Genomic DNA, 21359 nt, shown 5'->3' with positions numbered 1-21359 from the left:
TTGGGCATATACCAGCCGATAAGGGCGAGAGAGGCGGACGATTCCGCCTCTCCAATTATCGCGGTCAGCTGCCGAGGATGTCGTTCTTGATGGTTTCCACGTTGTGGCGCATCATATCGATGTAGGTTGAGGCCGGCCCGCTTTCGTCCGAAAGCGCGTCCGAGTAGAGCTCGCCGCCGACCTTCAACCCGGTTTCCTTGGCGATCTGCTCGATCATGCGCGGATTGGTGACGTTCTCCACGAAGACCGCCGATGCCTTATCTTCCTTGACCTGTTTCACCAGAGCCGCGACGTCCGCGGCCGACGCTTCTGATTCCGTCGAAATGCCTTCCGGCGCCAGGAACTTCAGGCCGTACGCGTCCTGGAAATAGCCGAAGGCGTCGTGCGAGGTGATGATCGTGCGCTTGGTCTCCGGGATCTCGGCGACGGCATCGCGGACCTCCTTGTCGAGGGCCTCGAGCTTGGCCTCGTAGGTTGCCGCATTGGCCTTGTAGGTATCGCAGCCAGCGGGATCGGCCTTGCAGAACGCATCGGCGATGTTCTTCACATAGATCTCGGCATTGGCGACCGACTGCCAGGCATGCGGATCGAACTCGCCGTGGTGATGATGGCCGTGCTCGTGCGTTTCCTCCGCCGCGTGATCATGGTCTTCGGCGGCAGCCTCGCCCTCATGATGGTGTTCGTCCTCGGGGTTGGGCAGCATCTTGCCGCCCTTGGTCAGTTCCACCACCGGGGCCTTCGTCCCGCTTGCCTCGATGAGGCGCGGCAGGAAGCCTTCGAGCTGCAGGCCGTTGGCCAGCACCACATCGGCGTCCGCGATGGCGGCGGCGTCCGCCGGCTTGGGCTCGTAAACGTGGGCATCGCCGTTCGGGCCGACCAGGGTGGTGATCTTCACGCGGTCGCCACCCACGTTCTTGGCGAAGTCGGCGATGACCGAGAAGCTGGCAACGACGTTCAGCTCGGCGGCGGAGGCCGTCGAAACCGCCCCGGTCATTAATGTTATAACGATCGAAGATGCGGCAAGCTTCATCGTCCTGGACATGCAAATGCTCCTTCTGTTCAGCTTAAGCGGTTCGGTGGAGGGACGGCCGGATGCGTGTGGCGAGAATGCCGCGCGGGCCGATCAGGGTGGACAGGATGTAGACCACGCCGGCGAGGAGAATGATCGAGGGGCCGGAGGCGAGTGAGGCGTGGTAGGAGAGGAGAAGACCGCCGAGGCACGAGAAGATGCCGATCGCGACGGCAAGCAGGCACATCGGCTCCACCCGAGTGGTCCAGAACCGGGCGGCGGCGGCGGGCAGCATCATCAGGCCGACCGCCAGCAGTGTGCCGAGCGCCTGGAATCCGCCGACGAGGTTGAGCACGACCAGCCCCAGGAAGATGAAGTGGACGGGCGGTCCGAGGCGCGAGACCGAGCGCAGGAACAGCGGATCGAGGCATTCGGCGACCAGCGCGCGCCAGAAGATCGCGAGCGCCACCAGCGTGACCACGGTGATCGTCCCGATCAGCGTCAGAGCCTCGTCGTTCAGCGCCAGAACGGTGCCGAACAGGACGTGCATGAGATCGACATTGGAGCCGCGCAGCGACACGATCAGAACACCGAGCGCCAGGGAGATCAGATAGAAGGCCGCCATGGAGGCGTCCTCCTTCTGGATCGTGAGCCGCGACACCGAGCCCGCGCCGAGCGCGACGACGACGCCGGCCGCAAGGCCGCCCAGCGTCATCGGAATGAGCTCCAGGCCATAGAACAGGAAGCCCACCGCCGCGCCGGGGAGGATGGCGTGTGCCATCGCATCGCCCGACAGGCTCATGCGCCTGAGCATCAGGAACACGCCGACCGGGCAGGCGCTGATGGACAGGAGAATAGCGCCGCCGAGCGCGCGCTGCATGAAACCGAATTCGGCAAAGGGCGCGATCAGCCAGTCGTAGACGATGCTCATCAGGCCGCCGTCCTGTCGCCGAACGTGCTGCTTGTATGCGCTTCGGCGCCCGAACCCGGAGCCGGACCCGGTCCGCACCACGGCGAGTTCTCGTCCCAGGCCTCGTGGAAGCGACGAGCGCGCAGCAGGTTCTCGGGCGAGAGCGTGGCGCGCGCATCGCCCCAGGCCACGGGCTCACGGGCCAGAAGCAACGCCTCAGGAAAATGTTCGCGCACAAGGTCCAGATCATGGACGACGACGACGACGGTGCGCCCCTCGCCATGCCAGCGCCCAATGAGAGCGATCAGGTCCATGACGGTGCGCGCGTCGATGGCGTTGAACGGCTCGTCGAGCAGGATGAGGTCTGCATCCTGCACCAGCACGCGCGCGAACAGCGATCGCTGAAGCTGCCCGCCCGAGAGGGAATCGAGCGGGCGCTTCTCGAAGCCCTCCAGCCCGACCGCCGAAAGGGCGTTGGCGACCGCTTTGCGGTCCTCCGCCCGATGGCGGCCGAGCAGCCCGCGTCGCGGCCACAGGCCGAGGGAGACGAGGTCGACGACGCGCGCCGGGAACGAGCGATCCAGTTCTGACTGCTGGGGCAGATAGGCGAGGCTGGTTCCTGCCTTGACGGCGCAGCTGCCCGAAAGAGGTTTCAGGACCCCGACGATACCCTTCATCAGGGTCGACTTGCCCGAGCCGTTGGCGCCGACCACGGCCGTCAACGAGCCTTTGCGGATCGCTCCGTCCAGATGATGCACGGCAGGATGGCGGTGATAGCCGAGGGTCAGGTTCCGAAAAGTAACGCAATCGGACATGGCGAAGTCTCCGTGCGGCAGGCCGTGGGCGCTGCGCCGCTCGGGGCAGTCGATTACGTTATGTTATGACATTCGTCAATAGCAAATGTTACAAAGTAACGATTGGGGCGCGCCTATCTCATGACAGGCCGGAGAGGCTGGCAAAGCCGCCCAGTTCAGTGACGGCTTCTCAGCACCAAGCGCCCTCGGCCTTCTTCCCGCCCGTCCTGAGCCGGAGCGAAGGCCGAAGGCCGGCGAGGATCAGTCCTTCTTCGTGATCTGTTCGAAGCGCGTCAGCGACCAGATGTTGCCCTTGTAGCCGTCGATGCGGCCTGTCATCACGACCGGTGAAAAGCGCTCGAACATCGGCAACACCGCAGGGCTCTCTGCGATGAACTTCTCCTGGATCTCCTTGATCAGCGCCACCCGCTTGCCATCGTCGCGCTCGCGGCTCGTCTCGTCGCGCAGGGCGTTGATCTCCGGAATGTCCCAGGCTGAGCGCCAGACCATGCTGCCGGCATTGTTGGCTTCCTTGGAGTTGTCCGGATTGGTGACGAAGTCGTTCATCGCCCCGAGGGCGTTGGGCATCACCGCCGACGCCTGAGGCAGCAGCAGGTCGAACTTGCGCGCGCGATGATCGGCGACGATCTCGGCGCCGCTGCCCTGGTTGATGCTGACCTTGATGCCGATCTGGTCGAGGGTGGCTTGGATGGCGGTGGCCATATCGACACGCGGCGGCTGCGCGATCGTCTTGATGGTCAACGAGAAGCCGTCGGGATAGCCGGCCTTGGCGAGCAGTTCCTTTGCCTTTTCGGGCTGGAACGACCAGTCGGGATTGGCGATGGCGCCCTTCCAGTCCTCGGGAACCGGCACATTGCGCGGCCGTCCATAGGGCCCGAGAATGGTCTTGGCGATGCCGTCGTAATCGATGCCGTAGGCAATGGCCTGCCGCACGAGCGGGTTCGAAAGCGGCTCCTCGCCCGCATTCATGGCCAAAGCGTAGAAGCCGCCGATCTTGGTCTTCTCGATGGTGAAGCCGTCCTTGCCGACGAACGACATGATGTCGGGCGCGGTCATGGCGTCGGCGATGTCGATGTCGCCGTGCTCCAGCATCAGCCGGGCGGTTTGGCTCTCGGGCGCGTGGCGCATGATGATCCGGCGCATGGCGGGCTTCTCGCCCCAGTACTCCTCGTTGGCTTCCAGGATCACCATGCCGTTGGGCGTCCAGCTGCGGAGCTTGTAGGGACCCGAGCCGGCCGTGTGGGTGCGCAGCCATTCGTTGCCGTAATCGTCGGCGTTGACGTGCTTCTTCACCTCGGCGCTGTCGACGATGCACGAGACGCCCATGGCGAGGCGGTAGAGCAGATCCTCCGGAACGACATCGTCGGTCAGATCGATCTGGAAGGTGCGCTCGTCGACCGCGCGAACCTTGCTCTCGATGTTGTCGGCGGTATAGCCGGCACTCTTGAAGTAGCCCGATGCAGCCTGGCTGAGCTTCATCAGGCGGACCAGCGAGAACACGACGTCGCCAGCCGTCACCGGATTGCCCGATGCGAACTTGGCATCACGCAGATGGAACGTGATCGCCTTGTCGCCGACCTCCCAGCTTTCCGCCAGTTGCGGCTTGATGGTGTTCTGGTCCTGATCGTCGTTATAGACGAGACGATCATAGGCATTCGCCAGGATCTGCTGGGTTTTCTCCTCTGTGCCCTGCTGGGGGTCGACCGAGAGCACCTGAGCCAGCGACGTGCCGATCACTAGCTGATCCTTCGGCGTCGCGGCGAAGGCGGCCGGCACACTGGAGACTGCTGTGGCAACGGCGATCGCCGTCGCCAAGCCCATGCATATACGCTTCATCGAACCCTCTCCGTTTGGTGGACAACAGATATCGCCGCATGGATGTCGGGCGCCGCCTGGGCGCCGCTCGAAGTCTGGTGGAGGCGACGGGCGAGGTTCATCGCGCCCTTGACCGGCGGCTCCTCGAGCAGGGCAACCTCGATGTCTCGGCCTACCCTTTGGCGCAGGGCCTCCTCGAAGGCCGCGAACAACAATGGCTGGTTAGTGATCACGCCTCCCGCGCAAACGACGGTTTGCGTGTCGCCGCCTCGCGTCCGCAGCAGCGCCACCAAGTTTGCCAGTGCCCCGCCGTGATCTCGGATGATCTCGCCAGCACGCCACGATCCCGCCTGCCAGGCTTCAAAGACAACGTGGGCGGCGCCCGCCCAGAGCCGTGGCTCGGTTGTTGCGAGACGGTGGCTCATGGCGTGTGGATGATCGACATCGAGCGCCCGCAGCAGCAGGGGCGTGAGCGGATCATCGTCGGCGCGATCATAGGCGGCGAGAACCCGCTGGGCGGCGCTGCGCACGAGGCCGACCGCGCCGCCCTCGTCCCCGAAAATCCAGCCCCATCCGCCGACGGTCAGAACGCCGCCGCCAGGCAGCGTCGCCGTTGCCGACGAACCGGTGCCGGCGATCACCCCTGTGCCGCTCCAGGCGCCGTGAGCGAGGATCACCAGATGCGAGTCGTTCAGCACGCGGACGAGTGAATAGCGTTCCCCCAGCGGCTCGCCCAGCATCACAAGCTGCTGGACACTGTCGGCGCCGTGAACGCCGGCAACCATCGCTGCGACGCGACCAAACGGCGAAACGGCTTCGGCGATCGCCGCGCTCAGCGCGCGCGCCCGTTCGGTATCGCCGAGTTCCGACCAGCCGGTGCTGGCATGGGTGATATCCGCCAGCGGCTGGCGGTCGACGGCGCTTTCGATCCGAATGCGCGTCTTGCTGGCCCCGACATCGGCGCCGACCAGGATGGGGGCGTGTTCATGAAGCTGCGCCTCGTGTGGCACAAGTCCCCGCTGCGCCGGCCCATGAGATTTCCGGGGATGTATGCTTGTTCATGGCGCACCTCTATTTTTTAAAGTCATCGACTTTAATAATTATGTCAAGTGCGCTTTTGAAACGCCCCGTGCTAGGGGAAGGCGAGTGTCCAGGAAACGGCCGAAGGGGATGGACGAAGAAGCGAAACTCTCTGACGTGGCCCAGGCCGTCTTGGCGAGCCTCCTGCGTTCGCAGGAGGCCACGCGCAAGATGTTGTCCGAGGACGTCGGCGTCAGTCTGCCGACGGTGACGGCGGCGCTTGGCGAATTGGTCGCCGGCAATTTGGTCCGGGAGCTGCGGCGCGAACAGGGCGCGCGCGGCCGGGCGACAATTGTCTACAGTGCAAGCGACGAGGCCGGCTGGGTTCTGGGCGTGGACATCGGCGCGACCCAGATCAATTTCGTCGCGAGATGTCTGAGCGGACGTCTGCTGATGCGCGACAGCCGCCGCCACCCCGGCGACCCGGCCGCCGTCGGCTCCGTCGCCGGCGCGTTCTTGTCGCCAGCGCTGGAACGATTCCGCGACGTCCTGCCGCTGCGAGCCGTTTCCATCGCGCTCAACCGGATCGTTCCTCGAAACATGGCCGACGATACGGATGAGGAACCGCCCGCGACGACGATCGTCCAGCAGTTCGCCAATGCGAGCGGGCTGGGGCGAGGCGTCCCCGTGCTTCTGGAAAACAACGTCAACTGCGCGGCAGTTGCCGAGCATTCCAATGGCCTGATGCAAGGCTACGACGATGCGGCCTTCATGCAGATCGGCGTTGGTATCGGCCTGGGCTTCTTTTGCGACGGCGCGTTGATTCGCGGAGGCCACGGTGCGAGCGGCGAGCTGGCCCAGGTCCCCGTCTCCTGGTCGAAGGATACCCCCTCGCCGCGTGACGCCATCGAGCGGCTCTACGGTTCCGTCGGGCTCGTGGAGAGGGCCGCCGCCGAATGGCCGGCGGATGAAATACCACCCCGCTCGAGCGAGGAGCTGTTCAGTCTAGGCGATGCAGGGCACGCGGTTGCCCATCGACTGATGCGCGAGCACGCTGTCGCTCTGGGCCGCCTGGCTGCCGCCGCCACGACTCTTCTCGATCCGAGTGTGCTTGTCTTGGGCGGCGGACTTTGCGGCCACGCCGGATTCTCCTCGATGATCATCGAGGAGTTCCACGCCCGCAACAGACGAACGATCGTCAAGGTTTCGCAGAAGGGCGCGACCGCGACCATTGAGGGCGCAGTCATCCTCGCTGGGGATCTGGCGATCCGTCAACTCGTCCATCGCCATCATCGCCCCTTGCTGATGCGCCCGACCGTTTGGCAGGAAGCAGGCGAGAAGGATGGCCGGGGGCGAGCCTCATCCAGCGGCGATGGGCCGACAAAGAGCCCGAACGAGCCTTGAGACGAACGCTCGTTCGGGCATGGATCTTCGCGCGCTTGCGTGCCTCATAACCGATCAGGACAGGGTTACGACCTCGCAGGTGCTTTCCATGCGCCATGCTCCTGTGATGCGCCGTGTCTTGCCGCTGACAGTCACCTCCTTGCGCAGCTTGATGTCGGCGCTGGAGGTTCCCACCATCAGATCGAAAGTTCCGGGCTCCACGATGCGGTGGCCTTCGGCGCCGGTGAAATTGAGCATGTCCACGGGCACACGGAAGGTGACGCGCGCCGCCGTTCCCGCTTCCAGCTCAACCCTGCCGAAGCCCTTCAACTCCTTGACCGGTCGCACGACCGAGGCGAGGCGGTCGCGCACATAGAGCTGAGGCACGGCGACGCCGGCCCGCGATCCCTTGTTGCGCACCGTGAAGGAGAGGACGATTTCTCCGGCCTCGATGTCGACGGTGTCGGCCTCGAGCGCCACGTCTTCGAAGGCGAAGTCGGTGTAGGAAAGGCCGTGGCCGAAGGGATAGCGGCTGCCGAAATGACGTGCGATCGGTGTACCGGCGCTCTTGAGCTTGTGGTTGTAGAAATAGGGCACCGCGCCGACATTCTTGGGGATCGACAGGGTGAGACGGCCTGACGGTTCGCGCCCACCGGTCAGCACCTCGGCGATCGCTGTTCCGCCCCGCTCGCCGCCGAAGAAGGCCATGACCTGCGCCGCCAGCTTATCCTCCAATCCGCCGAGATTGTAGGGCCGGCCGCTGGTGAGGACGACGACCACCGGCTTTCCGGTAGCGACCACGGCGTCGAGAAGCTGCTGCTGGACACCGGGCAGCACCAGCGAATCGGCGTCCGAGCCTTCGCCCACCGTGCCGGTCTGGAAGATGCCCGACAGATCGCCGACGCAGACGATGGCGACATCGGCGGCCTTTGCCGCTTCCACGGCGGCGGGGATGAGGTCGAGGCGCGTCGACAGGGTCGAGGCGAGTTCGAGGCTGGTGGCATCGTCGACATCGCCCGGAAAGACCGGGGCGCCCGAACGCCGCTCCTCAAGGATATAACACCCCTGGGCAAATTTCACCCTGTCTTCGCCAAGCAGCGCCTTGAAGGCGGCAAGGGGAGTGACGACCGAGGCGACGGCCTCGGTCTCGTCGTTATGGATGAGGTGAACCGGGAAGGAATAGTCGCCGAGGAGGGCAAGGGGATCGTCGGCGGTGGGGCCGATGATCGCGACTTTCGCGTCTGCGGCGAGCGGCAGGATGCCGTTGTTGTCGAGGATGGTCACCGACTGTGCTGCGACTTCCCGGGCGAGGTCGACCGCTTCGGCCGTGCGCAGCACCACCTTATCCTCGTCGGCATAGGGCCTTTCGAACAGGCCGATGCGGAACTTTTCAGTCAGGATGCGCGAGACCGCCGCGTCGATGGTCTCCATGGTGATCAGCCCGCGCTCCAGCGCCTGGGTGAGATGCGGCGCGCAGTCGTCGCCCGGCAGCTCGATGTCGAGTCCGGCATTGAAGGAGAGCGCTGCGGCCTCGGCCCGATCGGCGGCCAGCCCGTGATGCTGATAGAGCAGGCTCACGCCCACATAGTCGGCCACGAGAATCCCGTCGAAGCCCCAATCCTCGCGCAGAACCTTCGTCAGCAAATGGCGCGAGGCATGGGAGGGCTCACCGTCGATGTCGTGATAGGCCGGCATCACCGAGGCGGCGTTCGCCGTGCGCACCGCCATTTCGAAGGGCAGCAGGAAGGTGTCGTTCAGCTCGCGCCAGCCCAGATGCACGGGGGCGTGGTTGCGCCCGCCCTCGCTGAAGGAGTGGCCGGCATAATGCTTCAGGGTGGCGAGAACGTCGCGCTTTTCGCCCTGAAAACCGCGCACATAGCGGCTGGCCAGAACGCCAACGAGATAGGGGTCTTCGCCGAAACTTTCCTCGGTGCGGCCCCAGCGCGCGTCGCGGGCGACGTCGAGCACGGGGGCAAGGCCCTGATGGCAGCCGATGGCGCGTGCTTCCTCGCCGATGGCCGCGCCGACCTTCTCGATGAGGTCGGGATTCCACGTTGCGCCGTAGGAGAGCGAAGAAGGAAAGAGCGTCGCGCCCTTCACCATCAGGCCTGAAAGGCATTCCTCGTGGGACATGACGGGAATGGCGAGCCGCGTCTCCTCCATGAAGAATTTTTGGAGGCTGTTGAGCGCCTTGACGCCCTCGCGGGGCTCGATGGACCGGGTGCCGAGCGGCCGGGTGATCTGGCCAAGGCCGAGGGAGAGCATGCGGTGGACGGCTTTCGGGTCGCTTGCCCCGGTGAACTGATCACTGCGGATCTCATGGCTTCCATCGGGCGACAGGATCAGCCAGAGCGCATGCATCTGGGCGATCTTCTCCTCGACGCTCATGCGCGACAGAAGGTCCGCCACGCGCTCGGAGATGGATTTCGCGGGGTCCTGATAGATCTTCAACATCACATTGGCTCTTTATGCCGGCCGTGGCCGATTGGGGAAAACGGGTGGCGGACGCCGCTCAGGCGGATGCCAGATGAGGCAGCGCTTCGCCGGCCTCGTCGAAAAGGTGGCAGGAATGGGCGAGGGGCTGGAAAGCGACGGCGCGCCCGGCCATCCCGACAGCGTCACCTGAGACCTTGGCGATGAACGGGGCCGGCATCGGGCTTTGCAGGTAGAGGTAGCTGTATTCGCCGAAGTTCTCGACTGCCTCGACGGTGTGCGTGATCGTCTGGCCGGCAACGGCTTCCGCCGCCATCTCCAGATGTTCGGGGCGAATGCCGAGAGTGACCCTGGCGCCCTTGGCCAACCCCGCGCCATCCACGGCAACGGACAGCGCTTCGCCGCTTTCCAGGCGGACGGTCACCCCGTCCGTCTTTGCCGCCTCTACCGTTGCGGGCAGAAAGTTCATCGTCGGCGAGCCCAGGAAGCCGGCGACGAAGAGGTTCTTTGGGCGGTGATAGAGCTCCAGCGGCGCGCCGATCTGGGCGATGCTGCCCTTCGTCAAAATATCTGCGCCGGCCCGCAGCAGCACGATCTTGTCGGCAAGGGCCATGGCCTCGGTCTGGTCGTGGGTGACGTAGATGACGCTGGCCTGCGAGAAGTCGCGGTGGAGATTGGCGATCTCGGTGCGCATGTGGACGCGCAGCGCCGCGTCGAGATTGGACAGCGGCTCGTCGAAGAGGAAGACATCGGGCTTGCGCACGATGGCGCGGCCGATGGCGACGCGCTGGCGCTGGCCGCCCGAAAGCTGGCGGGGCAGGCGCTCCAGCAGCGGCTCGATCTGAAGGATGCGCGCCGCCTCGCGCACCCGCTGGTCGATCTCGGCCTTTGGCGTCTTCGCCTGCCTCAGGCCGAAGGCCATGTTCTCGAAGACGCTCATATGCGGATAGAGCGCATAGTTCTGGAATACCATGGCGACGCGGCGCTCGGCCGGCGGCACGTCGTTCATGGTCTGGCCGCCGATCTGAAGCTCGCCGGCGGTGATGGTCTCGATGCCGGCGATCATGCGCAAAAGGGTCGACTTGCCGCAGCCGGAAGGCCCGAGGAAGACACAGAACTCGCCATCGGCGATGGAAAGATCGATGCCCGCCAGAACCGGCTGGTTGCCGAACTTCTTGGTGACGCCCGCAAGGGTGATGCTGGTCATGGTTATACTCCGCGTCTCAACCCTTGAGGGAACCGGCCATCATGCCGTTGACGATGCGCTCCTGGCCGATGGCGTAGACGATGATGAGGGGAAGCGAGGTCAGCGTGACCACGGCGAGAATGGCCGGAATGTTGGCGCTGTACTGACCCTGGAAATCCCAGATGGCGAGCGGCAGGGTGCGGTTCTGGGGCGAGGACGTCAGCACATAGGCGAAGATGAATTCGTTCCACAGCATGATGCCGTTGTAGATGGCGACGGTCGCAAGACCCGGCCGCGACAGCGGGAAGAAGATCTTCCAGAAGATCTTGAAGGGGCCGCAGCCATCGAGCAGCGCCGCCTCCTCAAGCTCCTTGGGCACCTGACGCATGAACTCCGTGAGGATGAACACCGAGATGGGCAACGACGTCGCCACATAGGGGCCGATCAGCGCGAAGGGCGTGTCGTAGAGGCCCATGTCGCGCGTCATCAGGTAGACCGGCACCAGCGTGATGTGGAGCGGCACGATCATGCCCGCCACGATCAGGGCGAACAGCGGCCCGGCGAGGCGGAACTTGAGACGCGCCAGCGCGTAGGCGGCCATGGAGCTGGTGATGAGGATGATCGCCACCGAGATCGAGATGACGATGACGCTGTTCTTCAGATAGGTGAAGAACAGGCCCTGAAGAACCTCGAGGTAGTTGGAAAAGTTGAGGCTCTCGGGCAGCGCCCAAACCGGATTGGCATAGGTTTCCTGCTGGGTTTTCAGGCTCGTGAACACCACGAAGATAAAGGGCAGGGTGGTCACCGCCAGCCAGAACAGGCCAAGGACGGGAATGGCGATGCGGCCTGGCGAGAGGGAGCGGCTGGACATGGGCTCAGATCTCCGTCTCGAAGCGGCGGGAAATGCGGAAGGAAACGGCGGCGATGAGGGTGACGACGATGAACATCGCCGAGGCGATGGTGCTGCCGTAGCCCAGCTGGAACGAGCTGAAGACCGTGCGGTACATGTAGGTCGCCATAAGCTCGGAGGCGTTGTCGGGCCCGCCGCCGGTCATGATGTAGATGAGGTCGAAGTAGCGCAGCGAGCCGATGACCGCGAGCAGGACCGCGGTGCGGAACGTGCCCTTGAGGTGTGGCAGCTTCAGGCGCCAGAAGATGGTGATTTCGCTGGCGCCGTCGAGACGGGCCGCCTCGTTGAGTTCGCGCGGGAAGGAAGCGAGGCCGGCGAGGAACAGCACCATGTAGAAGGGGATGTTCTGCCAGCACACCACCGCAATCACCGAGGCGAGGGCAAGATGGGGATCGCCCAGCCAGTCCTGCGTCCAGTCATAGAGGCCAAACGCCTCGAGAATGCTGTTCACCGGGCCGAAATTGGGGTCGTAGACGTTCTTGAACAGCACGCCGACCGCGACGCTCGACATCAAAAGCGGCAGGAAATAGAGGATCTTGAGCAGGCGCGAGCCATGGCTCGCCTCGTCCAGCACGACCGCGAGGACGATGGCGATCGGCAGCTGGATCAACACCGAGAACAACGCCAGGAGGATGTTGTTGCCGGCCGAGAGCCAGAACACCTGATCGTGGGCGAGCCGCACCCAGTTCTCCAGGCCGACATAGCGGGCGGTCTCGCCCAGCCCGTTCCAGGCCAGGAGCGACAGGCGAAAGCTGTCGACCAGCGGATAGAGCAGATAGACGAGCAGAAGGACGACGGCGGGCGCCAGAAAGACGGCGGGCGCCAGCGCGCTCGACAGGGCTCTAGCGCGCCGCCGGCGGACAGGTTCCGCACGGTGGGTAGCAACAGTCACGCTTTCCTCCGACATGCCGGCGTTACCAGCCGATTCGCATGGGCTGCGCCGTGGGAGAGGGGCCGGAAGCGATCTCTCTCAAATCCGCTTCCGGCAGAACAGGATCAGTGAGCCGACTTGGCCACCTCTTCCATCTTGGCGGCGGCTTCTTCCGGCGTCATCGAAAGGCCGAAGAGAGCCTGGGTGGTGTCCTTGTGGGCTTCGCCCAGTGCCGGCGCCAGTTCCTGGTCGTACCAGAGCTGCACCGAGGGAGCCTCGCCCACCATCTTGACGATGGTCTTGAGGAAGGGGTCTTCCACCTTGAGGTTCTTCAGCGGCATCACCCGCTTGTCGGCGAGGCGGCCGGCGGCTGCGGTGTCATCGGTGAGCTTCATCAAAAGATCGAAGGCTTCGTCCTTGTAGGGGCATGCCTTGGAGATCGAGATGAAGTTGTCGCCGAGAGTGCCGACGAGATTGTTGGGATCACCCTTGCCACCCTCGACGGCGGGGAAGGCGAACACGCCGAGCTTGTCGACGAAGTCGGGATTTTCGTTGCGGATGGTCGCCAGTTCCCAACTGCCCATCAGTTCCATGGCGGCGCGGCCGGAATAGAGCAAACGCCGCGAGCCGCCGATATCGTAGTCGAGGCCGTTGTAGCCGCGGGCGAACGCATCGGCCTTGACGAGCTCCTGAATTCGCTTGCCAGCCTCGATGAAGGGTTCGTCGGTGAAGCTGCCGTCCGCCGCAGGGTCGACGGCCTTGGCGAACGCCTCGGGCCCGCCGATGCGGTCGACGAGATAGACGAAGAACATGGAGCCCGGCCACTTGTTCTTATTGGCCAGGGCGAAGGGGGCGATGTTGTTGTCGTTCAGCGTCTTCACGGTCGCCATCAGCTCGTCCCAGGTCTTGGGCGGGGTGAGGTTGAGGCGCTTGAAGATGTCCTTGTTGTAGAAAATCGCCGCGACAGCGGTGTTCTCCGCCGGCAGTGCATAGATCTTGCCGTCGGTGGTCGCGGCGCCGAAGCTCGCGGTCGCGAAGCGATCCTTGAACTCGGGATGCTGATCGAGATAGGGCGTCAGATCGACCACCTGGTCGGCGTTCACATATTCGCGCAGCGGCCCGCCGCCCCAGGAGCTGAACACGCAGGGTGGCTCACCCGCGCCGAAGGCGATCTTCAGCTTCGCCTTGTAGGCATCGTTGAGGATGTGGGAGTCCTCGACCTTGAAGCCCGGATGATCCTTCTCGAAACGGTCTTCGGCATCGCGAATGACGGCGACGGCGCCGGGCGTCGTCTGCAGGTCCCACTCGGTAATAACCTTGTCCTCGGCGTGGGCGCCAAGGGGAAGTGCGGCGGCGACGGCGGCGCCACAAAGAAGCGCGCCGAGACGCGCGGCCATGGTCTTCATCACGATACCTCCCGTAAAGCTCCGATCACGCGCCGGAACATGAGGTACGTTACCGATAACGTTACGCCCATGTCAACGCGTCTCGTTGCGCCTCGACAGCATGTGTCAGGCATGCGACATCTCGCCTCTCGGCGCTTTCCCGCGCACGGGTTGCGGTCTAGGGAATGCTCTGGTCGCAAGTTAGATCATGCGGACCAGGACCGCGGCCACGCCATGAACGACGCCATCGTGCCCCGCCCGAAGAAGGCTCAAGAGAGCCATCCACCGAGGGAGAATGCCTCATCGGAGAGCGGACGGGCGCGTGTCGATCGCGAGGCGTCTGAACGCGAGCGCGAAGCCGACGCCGCGCATGCCGCGCCCACATTGGCCGAGATCGCCCGGGTCGCGGGCGTCTCGCGGATGACGGCGTCTCGCGCGATCAACAACCGTCCCGGCGTTTCCCAGCAGGTGCGTGAGGACATTTTGCGCATCGCCGATGAGATGGGATACGTCATCAACTGGATGGCACAGCGCCTTTCGTCGCGCCGCAGCGGCGGCAGCAACGGCATCATCGGCGTCACCGCACAGCTTCACACGCCGTTTGCCGGCGAGGTGGTCACGGCCATCGGCAGCGCGGTGCGCGGTGTCGGCCAGGACCTACTGGTCTATTCACCGCCCGATTCCGCCGGCCGCCCACCGGGTCGCGTGCTTGATCTTTTGCACCAAGTGGCCGACGGCGTCATCGCGATCCTGCCCTATCAGGGCGACTACCTCGATGCTCTGGCGCGCGCCCGCATTCCTGTGGTCACCATCGAGCGCCGGGGCGAGCATGACCCATTCCCGTGGGTTTCGGGCGACAACTACGCCGGCGCGCGACTTTTGATGCGCCATCTCATGGAACTGGGTCATCGGCGCATCGGCTTCATCACCGGCGACAACCGAATGGAATCGGCGCGAGATCGCCTGAGAGCCTATGGCGACGCTCTGCGGGAGGCAGGCATGGCGGACGATCCGCGCTTGGTGGCCGAAGGCAATTATCTGCAAAAGGGTGGCTTTGAGGGTGCGAATTACCTGCTCGCGCTGGAACCACGCCCCACCGCGATCTTCGCCGCCAACGATATCAGCGCCGTCGGGGCGGCTGCCGCCATCCATGAGGCGGGCCTGTCCGTCCCAGGGGATATTTCCCTCGCCGGCTTCGACGATTTGCCGTTGGCGGCGCAGATGAAGCCGGGATTGACGACCGTCCATCAACCTTTGGCGCGCATGGGCCGAACCGCGGTGAAAATGCTTCTCGAACGGGTGATGGAGCCGGCGGCGGCACCTGCTTGCGTGACCGTGCCTGTCGAACTGGTGGTGCGTGGCTCGACAGCCGCGCCCCAGCTTGTCCGCTGAGCGGATCGGAGACCCGCTGTCGACCTCCGACAGGAGTTCGGTCGATCCGTCGCTGAAGCCTCGATGGCGCTCAGTTCCCGAGCCTGTGAGTTAGAGTATCCGCGGCGCATCGGATACGCTCTCCCAGCGCCTCCAGGAGAGGGCCGGTCGCCTCACTCCGGATCATGCTGACGGCAATCCCGGCAAGGGCGCGGCCGGAATGGTCCTTTATCGGCGCGCCGAGACAAACCATTCCTTCGCGAACCTGTCCGGCATCGATCGAATACCCGTTCCTGCGCACTGCATCGAGTTCAGCGCTCAACTGCTCCAGGGAGCCGACGCCAAGGTGCGTCAATGGGGCGGGCCAATCCTTCGGCTCGGCGAACAGACGCTCAAGTTCGCCCGCAGATATCGTGGACAGCTGCGCCTTGCCGGTCGCGGTGTAGGGGGCCGGCAGGCGCATGCCGATCCGGAAGGTCAGACCAAGCGGCTGCCCACTGTTGTGGCAGGCGATATAGACGACCTCTCGCCCCTCCAGAACCGTCAGCGTGATCGTGTAGTCGTCAAGCTCGGTTGCCCCTGCAAAATAGTGTTCGAATTCGCTGACAAGGTTGGTCTGGCCAAGAAATCCGCCCGCCCATCGCATCAATCGCGGGCCGAGACGGATGCGCCCATCCACGCCACGAATCACGAGTTCGTACTCCATCATCGTTGCGATCAAGCCGTGGGCCGAACTCTTCGGGATGCCGAGTTCGCGCGCGATATCAGCCGCCGCCATCGGTTCGTGGACGCTTCCCAGGAGATCGAGCACCTCGATCGCACGGCGCAGAGCCGGCGCGGCACCGGCTGTCACGGTTTTCGTAGGCTGCGGCATCGACTTGACATTTCCTAAAGGTGACAACATTCTTAGTTCGAAATAGGGAACTTAGTTCAATATACTGAACCGAGCCATCGATTCAATAAGAGGTCCCCTTGATTCAGCTTCGCTCCACTGCCCTTCTGCGTGAATCCTGCCTGATCAACGGATCCTGGTCGACTGCTTCGAGTAAGGAGGCGATCGAGGTCCGCGATCCGGCAGACGGTTCGATCATCGCGCACGTTCCCTCGCTCAGCGCGAGTGAGGTTGCCCAGGCCATCGAGGCGGCGCAGAAGGCCTTCGGGCCTTGGTCTCAGCTTGCCGCAAAGGAGCGCGCGCAAATACTGCGCCGGTGGTTCGAGCTGATCCTTGCGAATGCGGACGATCTCGCCGCCCTGATGACGGCAGAGCAAGGCAAGCCATTGGCAGAGGCCAAGGGCGAGATCGTCTATGCCGCGTCCTTCATCGAGTGGTTCGCCGAAGAGGCCAAGCGGGTCTATGGCGAAATCATTCCCGCTCCGCAGGCCGACAAGCGGCTGATGGTGCTCAAGCAGCCGGTCGGCGTCTGCGCGGCCATCACTCCCTGGAACTTCCCGGCGGCCATGATAACCCGCAAGGTGGCGCCGGCGCTGGCCGCCGGTTGCGTCATCATCGTCAAGCCTGCCGAGCAGACGCCCCTGACAGCGCTTGCGCTTGGCGTTCTGGCTGAGGAGGCGGGTGTTCCCGCCGGGGTCCTTCAGATCGTCACCGGAGATTCGCGCGAAGTGGGCCGCGTGCTGACTGGCAGCGACGTCGTGCGCAAGCTCTCCTTTACCGGCTCGACCGAAGTCGGGCGCATTCTGATGGCGCAATGCGCTCCCTCGATCAAACGCCTGTCGCTGGAGCTCGGCGGCAACGCCCCCTTCATCGTCTTCGACGACGCCGATCTCGATGCTGCTGTCGAGGGAGCCATCGCCTCCAAGTATCGCAACGCCGGCCAGACCTGCGTGTGCGCAAATCGGCTTTACGTTCAAGCCGGTGTCTTCGATGCCTTCGCCGAAAAGCTCGCGGCCAAGGTCGCGACGCTTCAGGTTGGGCGGGGCACGGAGCCCGGCGTGCAGATCGGCCCGTTGATCGACGAGGCGGCGGTTGAGAAGGTCGAGAGCCATTTGGCCGACGCCGTCTCCAAGGGCGCTCGTATCGTCACCGGCGGCAAACGCCATGGGCTGGGCGGTCTGTTCTTCGAGCCGACCGTTCTGGCGGGCGCCACGGGCGCCATGCGGGTGGCGCGCGAGGAGACCTTCGGGCCCCTCGCGCCGCTCTTCCGCTTCGAGACGGAGGAGGAGGTGATCGCGCTGGCGAACGACACCGAGTTCGGTCTCGCCTCCTATTTCTATACCGAGAATATCCGGCGCGCGTGGCGGGTCGTCGAGGCGCTGGAATACGGCATGATCGGCCATAATACCGGCTTGATATCCAACGAGGTCGCGCCCTTCGGCGGGGTCAAGCAGTCCGGCCTTGGGCGCGAAGGTTCGCATCACGGCATCGAGGAATATCTCGAGGTAAAATATTGGTGCTCGGCGCTTCGTTAGAGGCTGGCGAGGATCACCGATATCTCTCTGTTCGGCGCACGCCATGGCCGAACCCGCGCCGGTATTGCTCGCACCTGCAGAACAGCGAAATGCGGGTTTTCAGCAAATCCGAAGCAATAGCGATAATCGGGAGCATAACGCCCGGTTCTGAAGCCGGGTCTCATGCCTTAGCACTATGGGAGGTCGTTCATGTCCATCAATAGTTTCGAGTTTCGTACGGTGCCGGCCATTCAGGTCGAATGGTCCGGTGCCCAGCAGCTCGGCCAGCGCCTTGCCGAACGTTTCTCGGCGCGGCGGCTGTTTCTTGTCACGGACGCGGGATTGGTGAAGGCCGGACTGATCGCGCCGATCGTCGTCGGTCTCGAAGCCTCGGGTTTCACCGTCACGATTTTCGATTCCGTGGTGGCCGACCCACCGGAGGCGGTGCTTCTCGACGCCGTGGAGAAGGCAAAGGCGGCCGAATGTGGCATCGTCGTCGGCCTCGGCGGCGGTTCCTCTCTCGACGTCGCCAAGCTCACGGCGGTGCTGACCGTCGCTGAGCAACCCTTGTCTGAGCTTTATGGCATCGGCAAGGTTACTGGCTCGCGCATGCCGCTGGTTCTCGTGCCGACGACGGCGGGAACCGGGTCGGAAGTCACCAATATCTCGATTCTCACCACGGGCGAGACCACCAAGATGGGAGTCGTCTCGCCCCAGCTCTATGCGGATTATGTTCTGCTCGATGGTGAGCTGACTGTCGGCCTGCCCGCCATCCACACCGCCGCCACCGGCATCGACGCCATGGTCCATGCGATCGAGGCCTATACCAGCCGGCACAAGAAGAATCCCCTGTCCGACGCCTTGGCGCGTGAGGCTTTGCGGTTTTTGGGTTCCAACCTCTTGGCCGCCTGCCGTGACGGCTCGAACAGGGAGGCGCGGGAGGCCATGCTGCTGGGCGCGATGCTGGCGGGCCAAGCCTTCGCCAACTCGCCGGTCGCGGCTGTTCATGCCCTCGCCTATCCGCTGGGGGGGCATTACCATGTGCCGCACGGGCTCTCGAACGCATTGATGCTCGGGCCGGTTTTGCGCTTCAACGCTGCCACCGCCGCCCCGCTCTATGCCGAACTCGCCGATGTCCTCGGCGTGCCGGGGGCGGGCGATGCGTCCGCGCGCTCCAACGCTTTCGTCGACGCCATGCAACGCCTCATGGACGAAAGCGGTGCACCGCGCCGGCTGCGTGACGTTGGAGTGAGCGAGGAAAAACTGCCGCTGCTCGCCAACGACGCGATGAAGCAGACGCGGCTTCTAGTGAACAATCCAGTCGATGTCACCGAGGCGGATGCGTTGCGTCTCTACCAGGAGGCCTTCTAGGCCGTCCCTTATCGAACCTTTCAATCAACGATCTCACGGGAGGAGACAGAATGACGGATATCAGGCTCTACATGCTTCAGTCGGGTACGCTGAAGTGCAAAGTCCACAACATCAAGATGAACCAGGGCAATGGCGCGGATTACGAAATCCCGGTCCCGTTCTTCCTGATCACCCATCCCGACGGGCATGCGATCATCGACGGCGGCAACGCCATCGAGGTGGCGAGTGACCCGCGCGGCCATTGGGGCGGCATCTGCGACGTCTACTGGCCAGTGCTGGACAAGGACCAGGGTTGCGTCGATCAAGTCAAGGCGCTGGGTATCGATCCGGCTGACGTGCGTTATGTGGTTCAGTCGCATCTCCATCTCGACCATACGGGCGCGATCGGTCGCTTCCCGAACGCAACCCATATCGTTCAACGCTGCGAATACGAGTACGCCTTCACGCCCGACTGGTTCGCGGCGGGCGGCTATATTCGCAAAGATTTCGACAAGCCGGGCCTGAAATGGCAGTTCCTGAACGGTGTCGCGGACGACCACTATGACATCTATGGCGACGGGACGCTGACCACGGTCTTTTCGCCGGGGCACGCACCGGGGCATCAGTCCTTCCTCGTCCGCCTGCCGCAGTCCAAGCCCATGCTTCTGACGATCGATGCGGCCTATACGGTCGATCACTGGGAGGAGAAGGCGCTTCCAGGCTTCCTTGCCTCCACGGTCGATACCGTGCGCTCGGTCCAAAAGCTGCGCACCCTCGCCGAACGGGAAGTCGCGACCGTTGTCACAGGCCACGATCCCGACGCCTGGTCCAGCTTCAAGAAGGCGCCGGACTACTACGCATGATAGCTTCGGCCTCTCGATAAAAGGCTCAGTCGCGCCGTTCTCTCGGCGCGACTGTATGCACGAGCTTCCATGCCCTTCGTCTGGTCATCCAGCTGTCACTCTGCGGGGCGATCGCCGGATGTCCGAGGCAGGAGACCAGGTCCACCGGAACCGGCCTGCGGAACCAGAAGAGGAGTCCGCGCCTCGTGACGAAGGGTGCGAGCAGAGCATGCAAGAAACAAACGCCCGAAACAGTGTGACAGGACGCTGTGACAGGATGATCTGAGAATCAGGCGTTCGGATCGCAGGAAATCAATGACTTAGGCATGGCGGAGAGAGAGGGATTCGAACCCGAATCCGCCGTAAGTCATTGTTTTGTCGATCGACCTGAGCCTTGGTCTCGGCCATCCTGTGACAGCGTGGTGTAACGGATGAACTAACGCGGCGGGTGGCGCGAGGCAATATGGTTGCGCCCGAGATCCGGGGGATGTCCCGCTTGATGTTGAAACTGTGAGGGGGGCGGCGTTGCTCACCTTGAGCCGGTAGGCTCGGGGTGTCGAATCCACATTGGAGAGCAACGCCATGAAGAAGAATAGCACGGTCGCGGCCGCCCCGATCGGCGAAGCTGTGGAGGAAGCCTTCGCTGACGTCCAGGAGAGCTTCGAGCGGTTCTGCCTTGCCGCAGGAATCGAGACGCTGAGCGCAATGATGGAGGCCGATGTCGAGGCAGCGTGCGGTCCGCGCCACGGCCGCAACGAGCAGCGCCAGGCGCACCGCTGGGGCAAGATGCGGGGGGCGGACGGCTTCCACGGCGGCAAGGTGGTGTCGATCGCCCACGGGTTCGCAGCGCAGACGGCCATGAGGTCCCGGTCCCGAGCTGGGATCGGGCGACGGCGGAGGACTGACTCGGTCGCTGGGCGATGAGCCTGATGCTGATCAACGTCTCGACGCGGCGCTTCGGGCGTGCCGTGCGGCTGACCGCGCCAACAGGCCGGACATATGACTGCACCGTCCGACGGCGATTTACGCGGCGCACGCCTTGCCAACCGGGCCGTTCCACATATGAGCCGGACCCCCGTTTGGACGCCGATGAGGGGTCCCGTTCCAAAGCCGTTTGATAAAGACCGGACGCCGGGGCTTCCGCTTTGCCGACAGCCCGGCCCAGCGGGCGGCGCCCTTCAAGGAATGCGGTCGAACCATGTCGCCGGCGCGGCACGCGCTTCACTTCGTATAGGGGACCTCGAGGATGGTCGCGACGTGGCTATGGTTCTGACCCGCCAGGAAGTCCTGGTTCGAGCCGAATTTGCAGATCGCCAAGAAGGCTTGGGTCCATGCCCTCGCCGGCGAGAGTTTGCAGGTAGTCAAGCAGATCGTCCTGCCGTGGTTGACCAAAGGCCAGGCGATAGACCGTGAGGCTGCGTTTGAGCCAAGCGAGCCGCGTGACTTCCCGGCTGAACGGCAACATCGGCACGCGCCGTTCGACCCTCACGGAACCTTCGTAGATCCAATAGGGGATGAGATCGGTGTCGACCGCCGCTTCGGATCGCGCGCTATCGAACATTAGAGCGGGATGAGATTAGGATCGTCCATATCCTGAGTTGACGAGGTAGTTGCTGCATTCGTCGGCGGAGATGGTGGAGAGGATCTGGCCGA

17 protein-coding genes and 1 pseudogene are annotated in these 21359 nt (G+C 64.1%); 6 read left to right on the top strand and 12 right to left on the bottom strand.

What is annotated here, in order from left to right:
* Nucleotides 1-64 precede the first annotated feature (64 nt).
* The 5 genes from aztC to B5D38_RS08195 all read right to left on the bottom strand — a co-directional run bounded on the left by aztC (nucleotide 65) and on the right by B5D38_RS08195 (nucleotide 5559).
* On the bottom strand, nucleotides 65-1042 hold the full coding sequence (gene aztC / locus B5D38_RS08215; protein WP_078707942.1) for a zinc ABC transporter substrate-binding protein AztC: 978 nt from the start codon (nucleotides 1040-1042) through the stop codon (nucleotides 65-67).
* A 22-nt stretch (nucleotides 1043-1064) separates the two neighbouring features.
* Nucleotides 1065-1940 carry a zinc ABC transporter permease AztB gene (gene aztB / locus B5D38_RS08210; RefSeq protein ID WP_078707941.1) on the bottom strand — a complete coding sequence of 292 codons (876 nt, stop codon included), beginning with the start codon at nucleotides 1938-1940 and terminating at the stop codon, nucleotides 1065-1067.
* A complete protein-coding gene (gene aztA / locus B5D38_RS08205; protein WP_078707940.1) occupies nucleotides 1940-2734 on the bottom strand; it encodes a zinc ABC transporter ATP-binding protein AztA in 795 nt (264 codons plus the stop codon). The genes aztB and aztA overlap by 1 nt, the downstream gene beginning before the upstream one ends.
* A gap of 240 nt (nucleotides 2735-2974) precedes the next feature.
* Nucleotides 2975-4570, bottom strand: coding sequence for an ABC transporter substrate-binding protein (locus B5D38_RS08200; protein WP_078707939.1), 1596 nt, complete (start codon nucleotides 4568-4570; stop codon nucleotides 2975-2977).
* Nucleotides 4567-5559 (bottom strand): N-acetylglucosamine kinase, encoded by a 993-nt coding sequence (locus B5D38_RS08195; protein WP_165690815.1) that lies wholly within the window; start codon nucleotides 5557-5559, stop codon nucleotides 4567-4569. The genes B5D38_RS08200 and B5D38_RS08195 overlap by 4 nt, the downstream gene beginning before the upstream one ends.
* Nucleotides 5560-5719: 160 nt before the next feature.
* On the opposite strand from B5D38_RS08195, the gene B5D38_RS08190 reads away from it, so the two are divergent.
* Nucleotides 5720-6973 carry an ROK family transcriptional regulator gene (locus B5D38_RS08190; protein WP_165690814.1) on the top strand — a complete coding sequence of 418 codons (1254 nt, stop codon included), beginning with the start codon at nucleotides 5720-5722 and terminating at the stop codon, nucleotides 6971-6973.
* 54 nt (nucleotides 6974-7027) lie between these two features.
* On the opposite strand, the gene B5D38_RS08185 is transcribed toward B5D38_RS08190, so the two are convergent.
* From B5D38_RS08185 to B5D38_RS08165, 5 genes are all read right to left on the bottom strand, one after another.
* Nucleotides 7028-9406, bottom strand: a complete 2379-nt coding sequence (locus tag B5D38_RS08185) for a glycoside hydrolase family 3 N-terminal domain-containing protein (RefSeq protein ID WP_078707936.1) — start codon at nucleotides 9404-9406, stop codon at nucleotides 7028-7030.
* 58 nt (nucleotides 9407-9464) lie between these two features.
* Nucleotides 9465-10592: an ABC transporter ATP-binding protein gene (locus B5D38_RS08180; RefSeq protein ID WP_078707935.1), complete on the bottom strand. Its 1128-nt coding sequence runs from the start codon at nucleotides 10590-10592 to the stop codon at nucleotides 9465-9467.
* Nucleotides 10593-10608: 16 nt separating this feature from the next.
* Nucleotides 10609-11442: a carbohydrate ABC transporter permease gene (locus B5D38_RS08175; protein ID WP_078707934.1), complete on the bottom strand. Its 834-nt coding sequence runs from the start codon at nucleotides 11440-11442 to the stop codon at nucleotides 10609-10611.
* A 4-nt stretch (nucleotides 11443-11446) separates the two neighbouring features.
* Nucleotides 11447-12373, bottom strand: coding sequence for a carbohydrate ABC transporter permease (locus B5D38_RS08170; protein WP_207552917.1), 927 nt, complete (start codon nucleotides 12371-12373; stop codon nucleotides 11447-11449).
* Nucleotides 12374-12477: 104 nt separating this feature from the next.
* A complete protein-coding gene (locus B5D38_RS08165; RefSeq protein WP_207552916.1) occupies nucleotides 12478-13758 on the bottom strand; it encodes an extracellular solute-binding protein in 1281 nt (426 codons plus the stop codon).
* Between the two features lie 213 nt (nucleotides 13759-13971).
* Between B5D38_RS08165 and B5D38_RS08160 the strand changes: the two genes are divergently transcribed.
* On the top strand, nucleotides 13972-15129 hold the full coding sequence (locus B5D38_RS08160; protein ID WP_078707932.1) for a LacI family DNA-binding transcriptional regulator: 1158 nt from the start codon (nucleotides 13972-13974) through the stop codon (nucleotides 15127-15129).
* Nucleotides 15130-15199: 70 nt separating this feature from the next.
* Here the strand turns inward: B5D38_RS08160 and B5D38_RS08155 are convergent, their stop codons facing one another.
* Nucleotides 15200-15982: an IclR family transcriptional regulator gene (locus tag B5D38_RS08155; protein ID WP_078707931.1), complete on the bottom strand. Its 783-nt coding sequence runs from the start codon at nucleotides 15980-15982 to the stop codon at nucleotides 15200-15202.
* 98 nt (nucleotides 15983-16080) lie between these two features.
* On the opposite strand from B5D38_RS08155, the gene B5D38_RS08150 reads away from it, so the two are divergent.
* The 4 genes and pseudogenes from B5D38_RS08150 to B5D38_RS08135 form a co-directional block, all read left to right on the top strand.
* Nucleotides 16081-17535, top strand: coding sequence for an NAD-dependent succinate-semialdehyde dehydrogenase (locus B5D38_RS08150; RefSeq protein ID WP_078707930.1), 1455 nt, complete (start codon nucleotides 16081-16083; stop codon nucleotides 17533-17535).
* Between the two features lie 189 nt (nucleotides 17536-17724).
* On the top strand, nucleotides 17725-18885 hold the full coding sequence (locus B5D38_RS08145; RefSeq protein WP_078707929.1) for an iron-containing alcohol dehydrogenase: 1161 nt from the start codon (nucleotides 17725-17727) through the stop codon (nucleotides 18883-18885).
* Between the two features lie 50 nt (nucleotides 18886-18935).
* Nucleotides 18936-19727, top strand: coding sequence for an AttM family quorum-quenching N-acyl homoserine lactonase (attM, locus tag B5D38_RS08140; RefSeq protein WP_078707928.1), 792 nt, complete (start codon nucleotides 18936-18938; stop codon nucleotides 19725-19727).
* Nucleotides 19728-20288: 561 nt separating this feature from the next.
* Nucleotides 20289-20683: pseudogene (locus B5D38_RS08135) on the top strand (IS256 family transposase); the annotation flags it as partial.
* 284 nt (nucleotides 20684-20967) lie between these two features.
* Here the strand turns inward: B5D38_RS08135 and B5D38_RS08130 are convergent.
* Nucleotides 20968-21267, bottom strand: a complete 300-nt coding sequence (locus tag B5D38_RS08130) for a hypothetical protein (protein ID WP_207552915.1) — start codon at nucleotides 21265-21267, stop codon at nucleotides 20968-20970.
* Nucleotides 21268-21359: the final 92 nt, after the last annotated feature.

This window comes from Consotaella salsifontis (assembly GCF_900167365.1).
Classification (GTDB): domain Bacteria; phylum Pseudomonadota; class Alphaproteobacteria; order Rhizobiales; family Rhizobiaceae; genus Consotaella; species Consotaella salsifontis.
The sequence above is the reverse complement of the archived record's forward strand: the minus strand, read 5'-3'. Positions and strand labels throughout refer to the sequence as shown.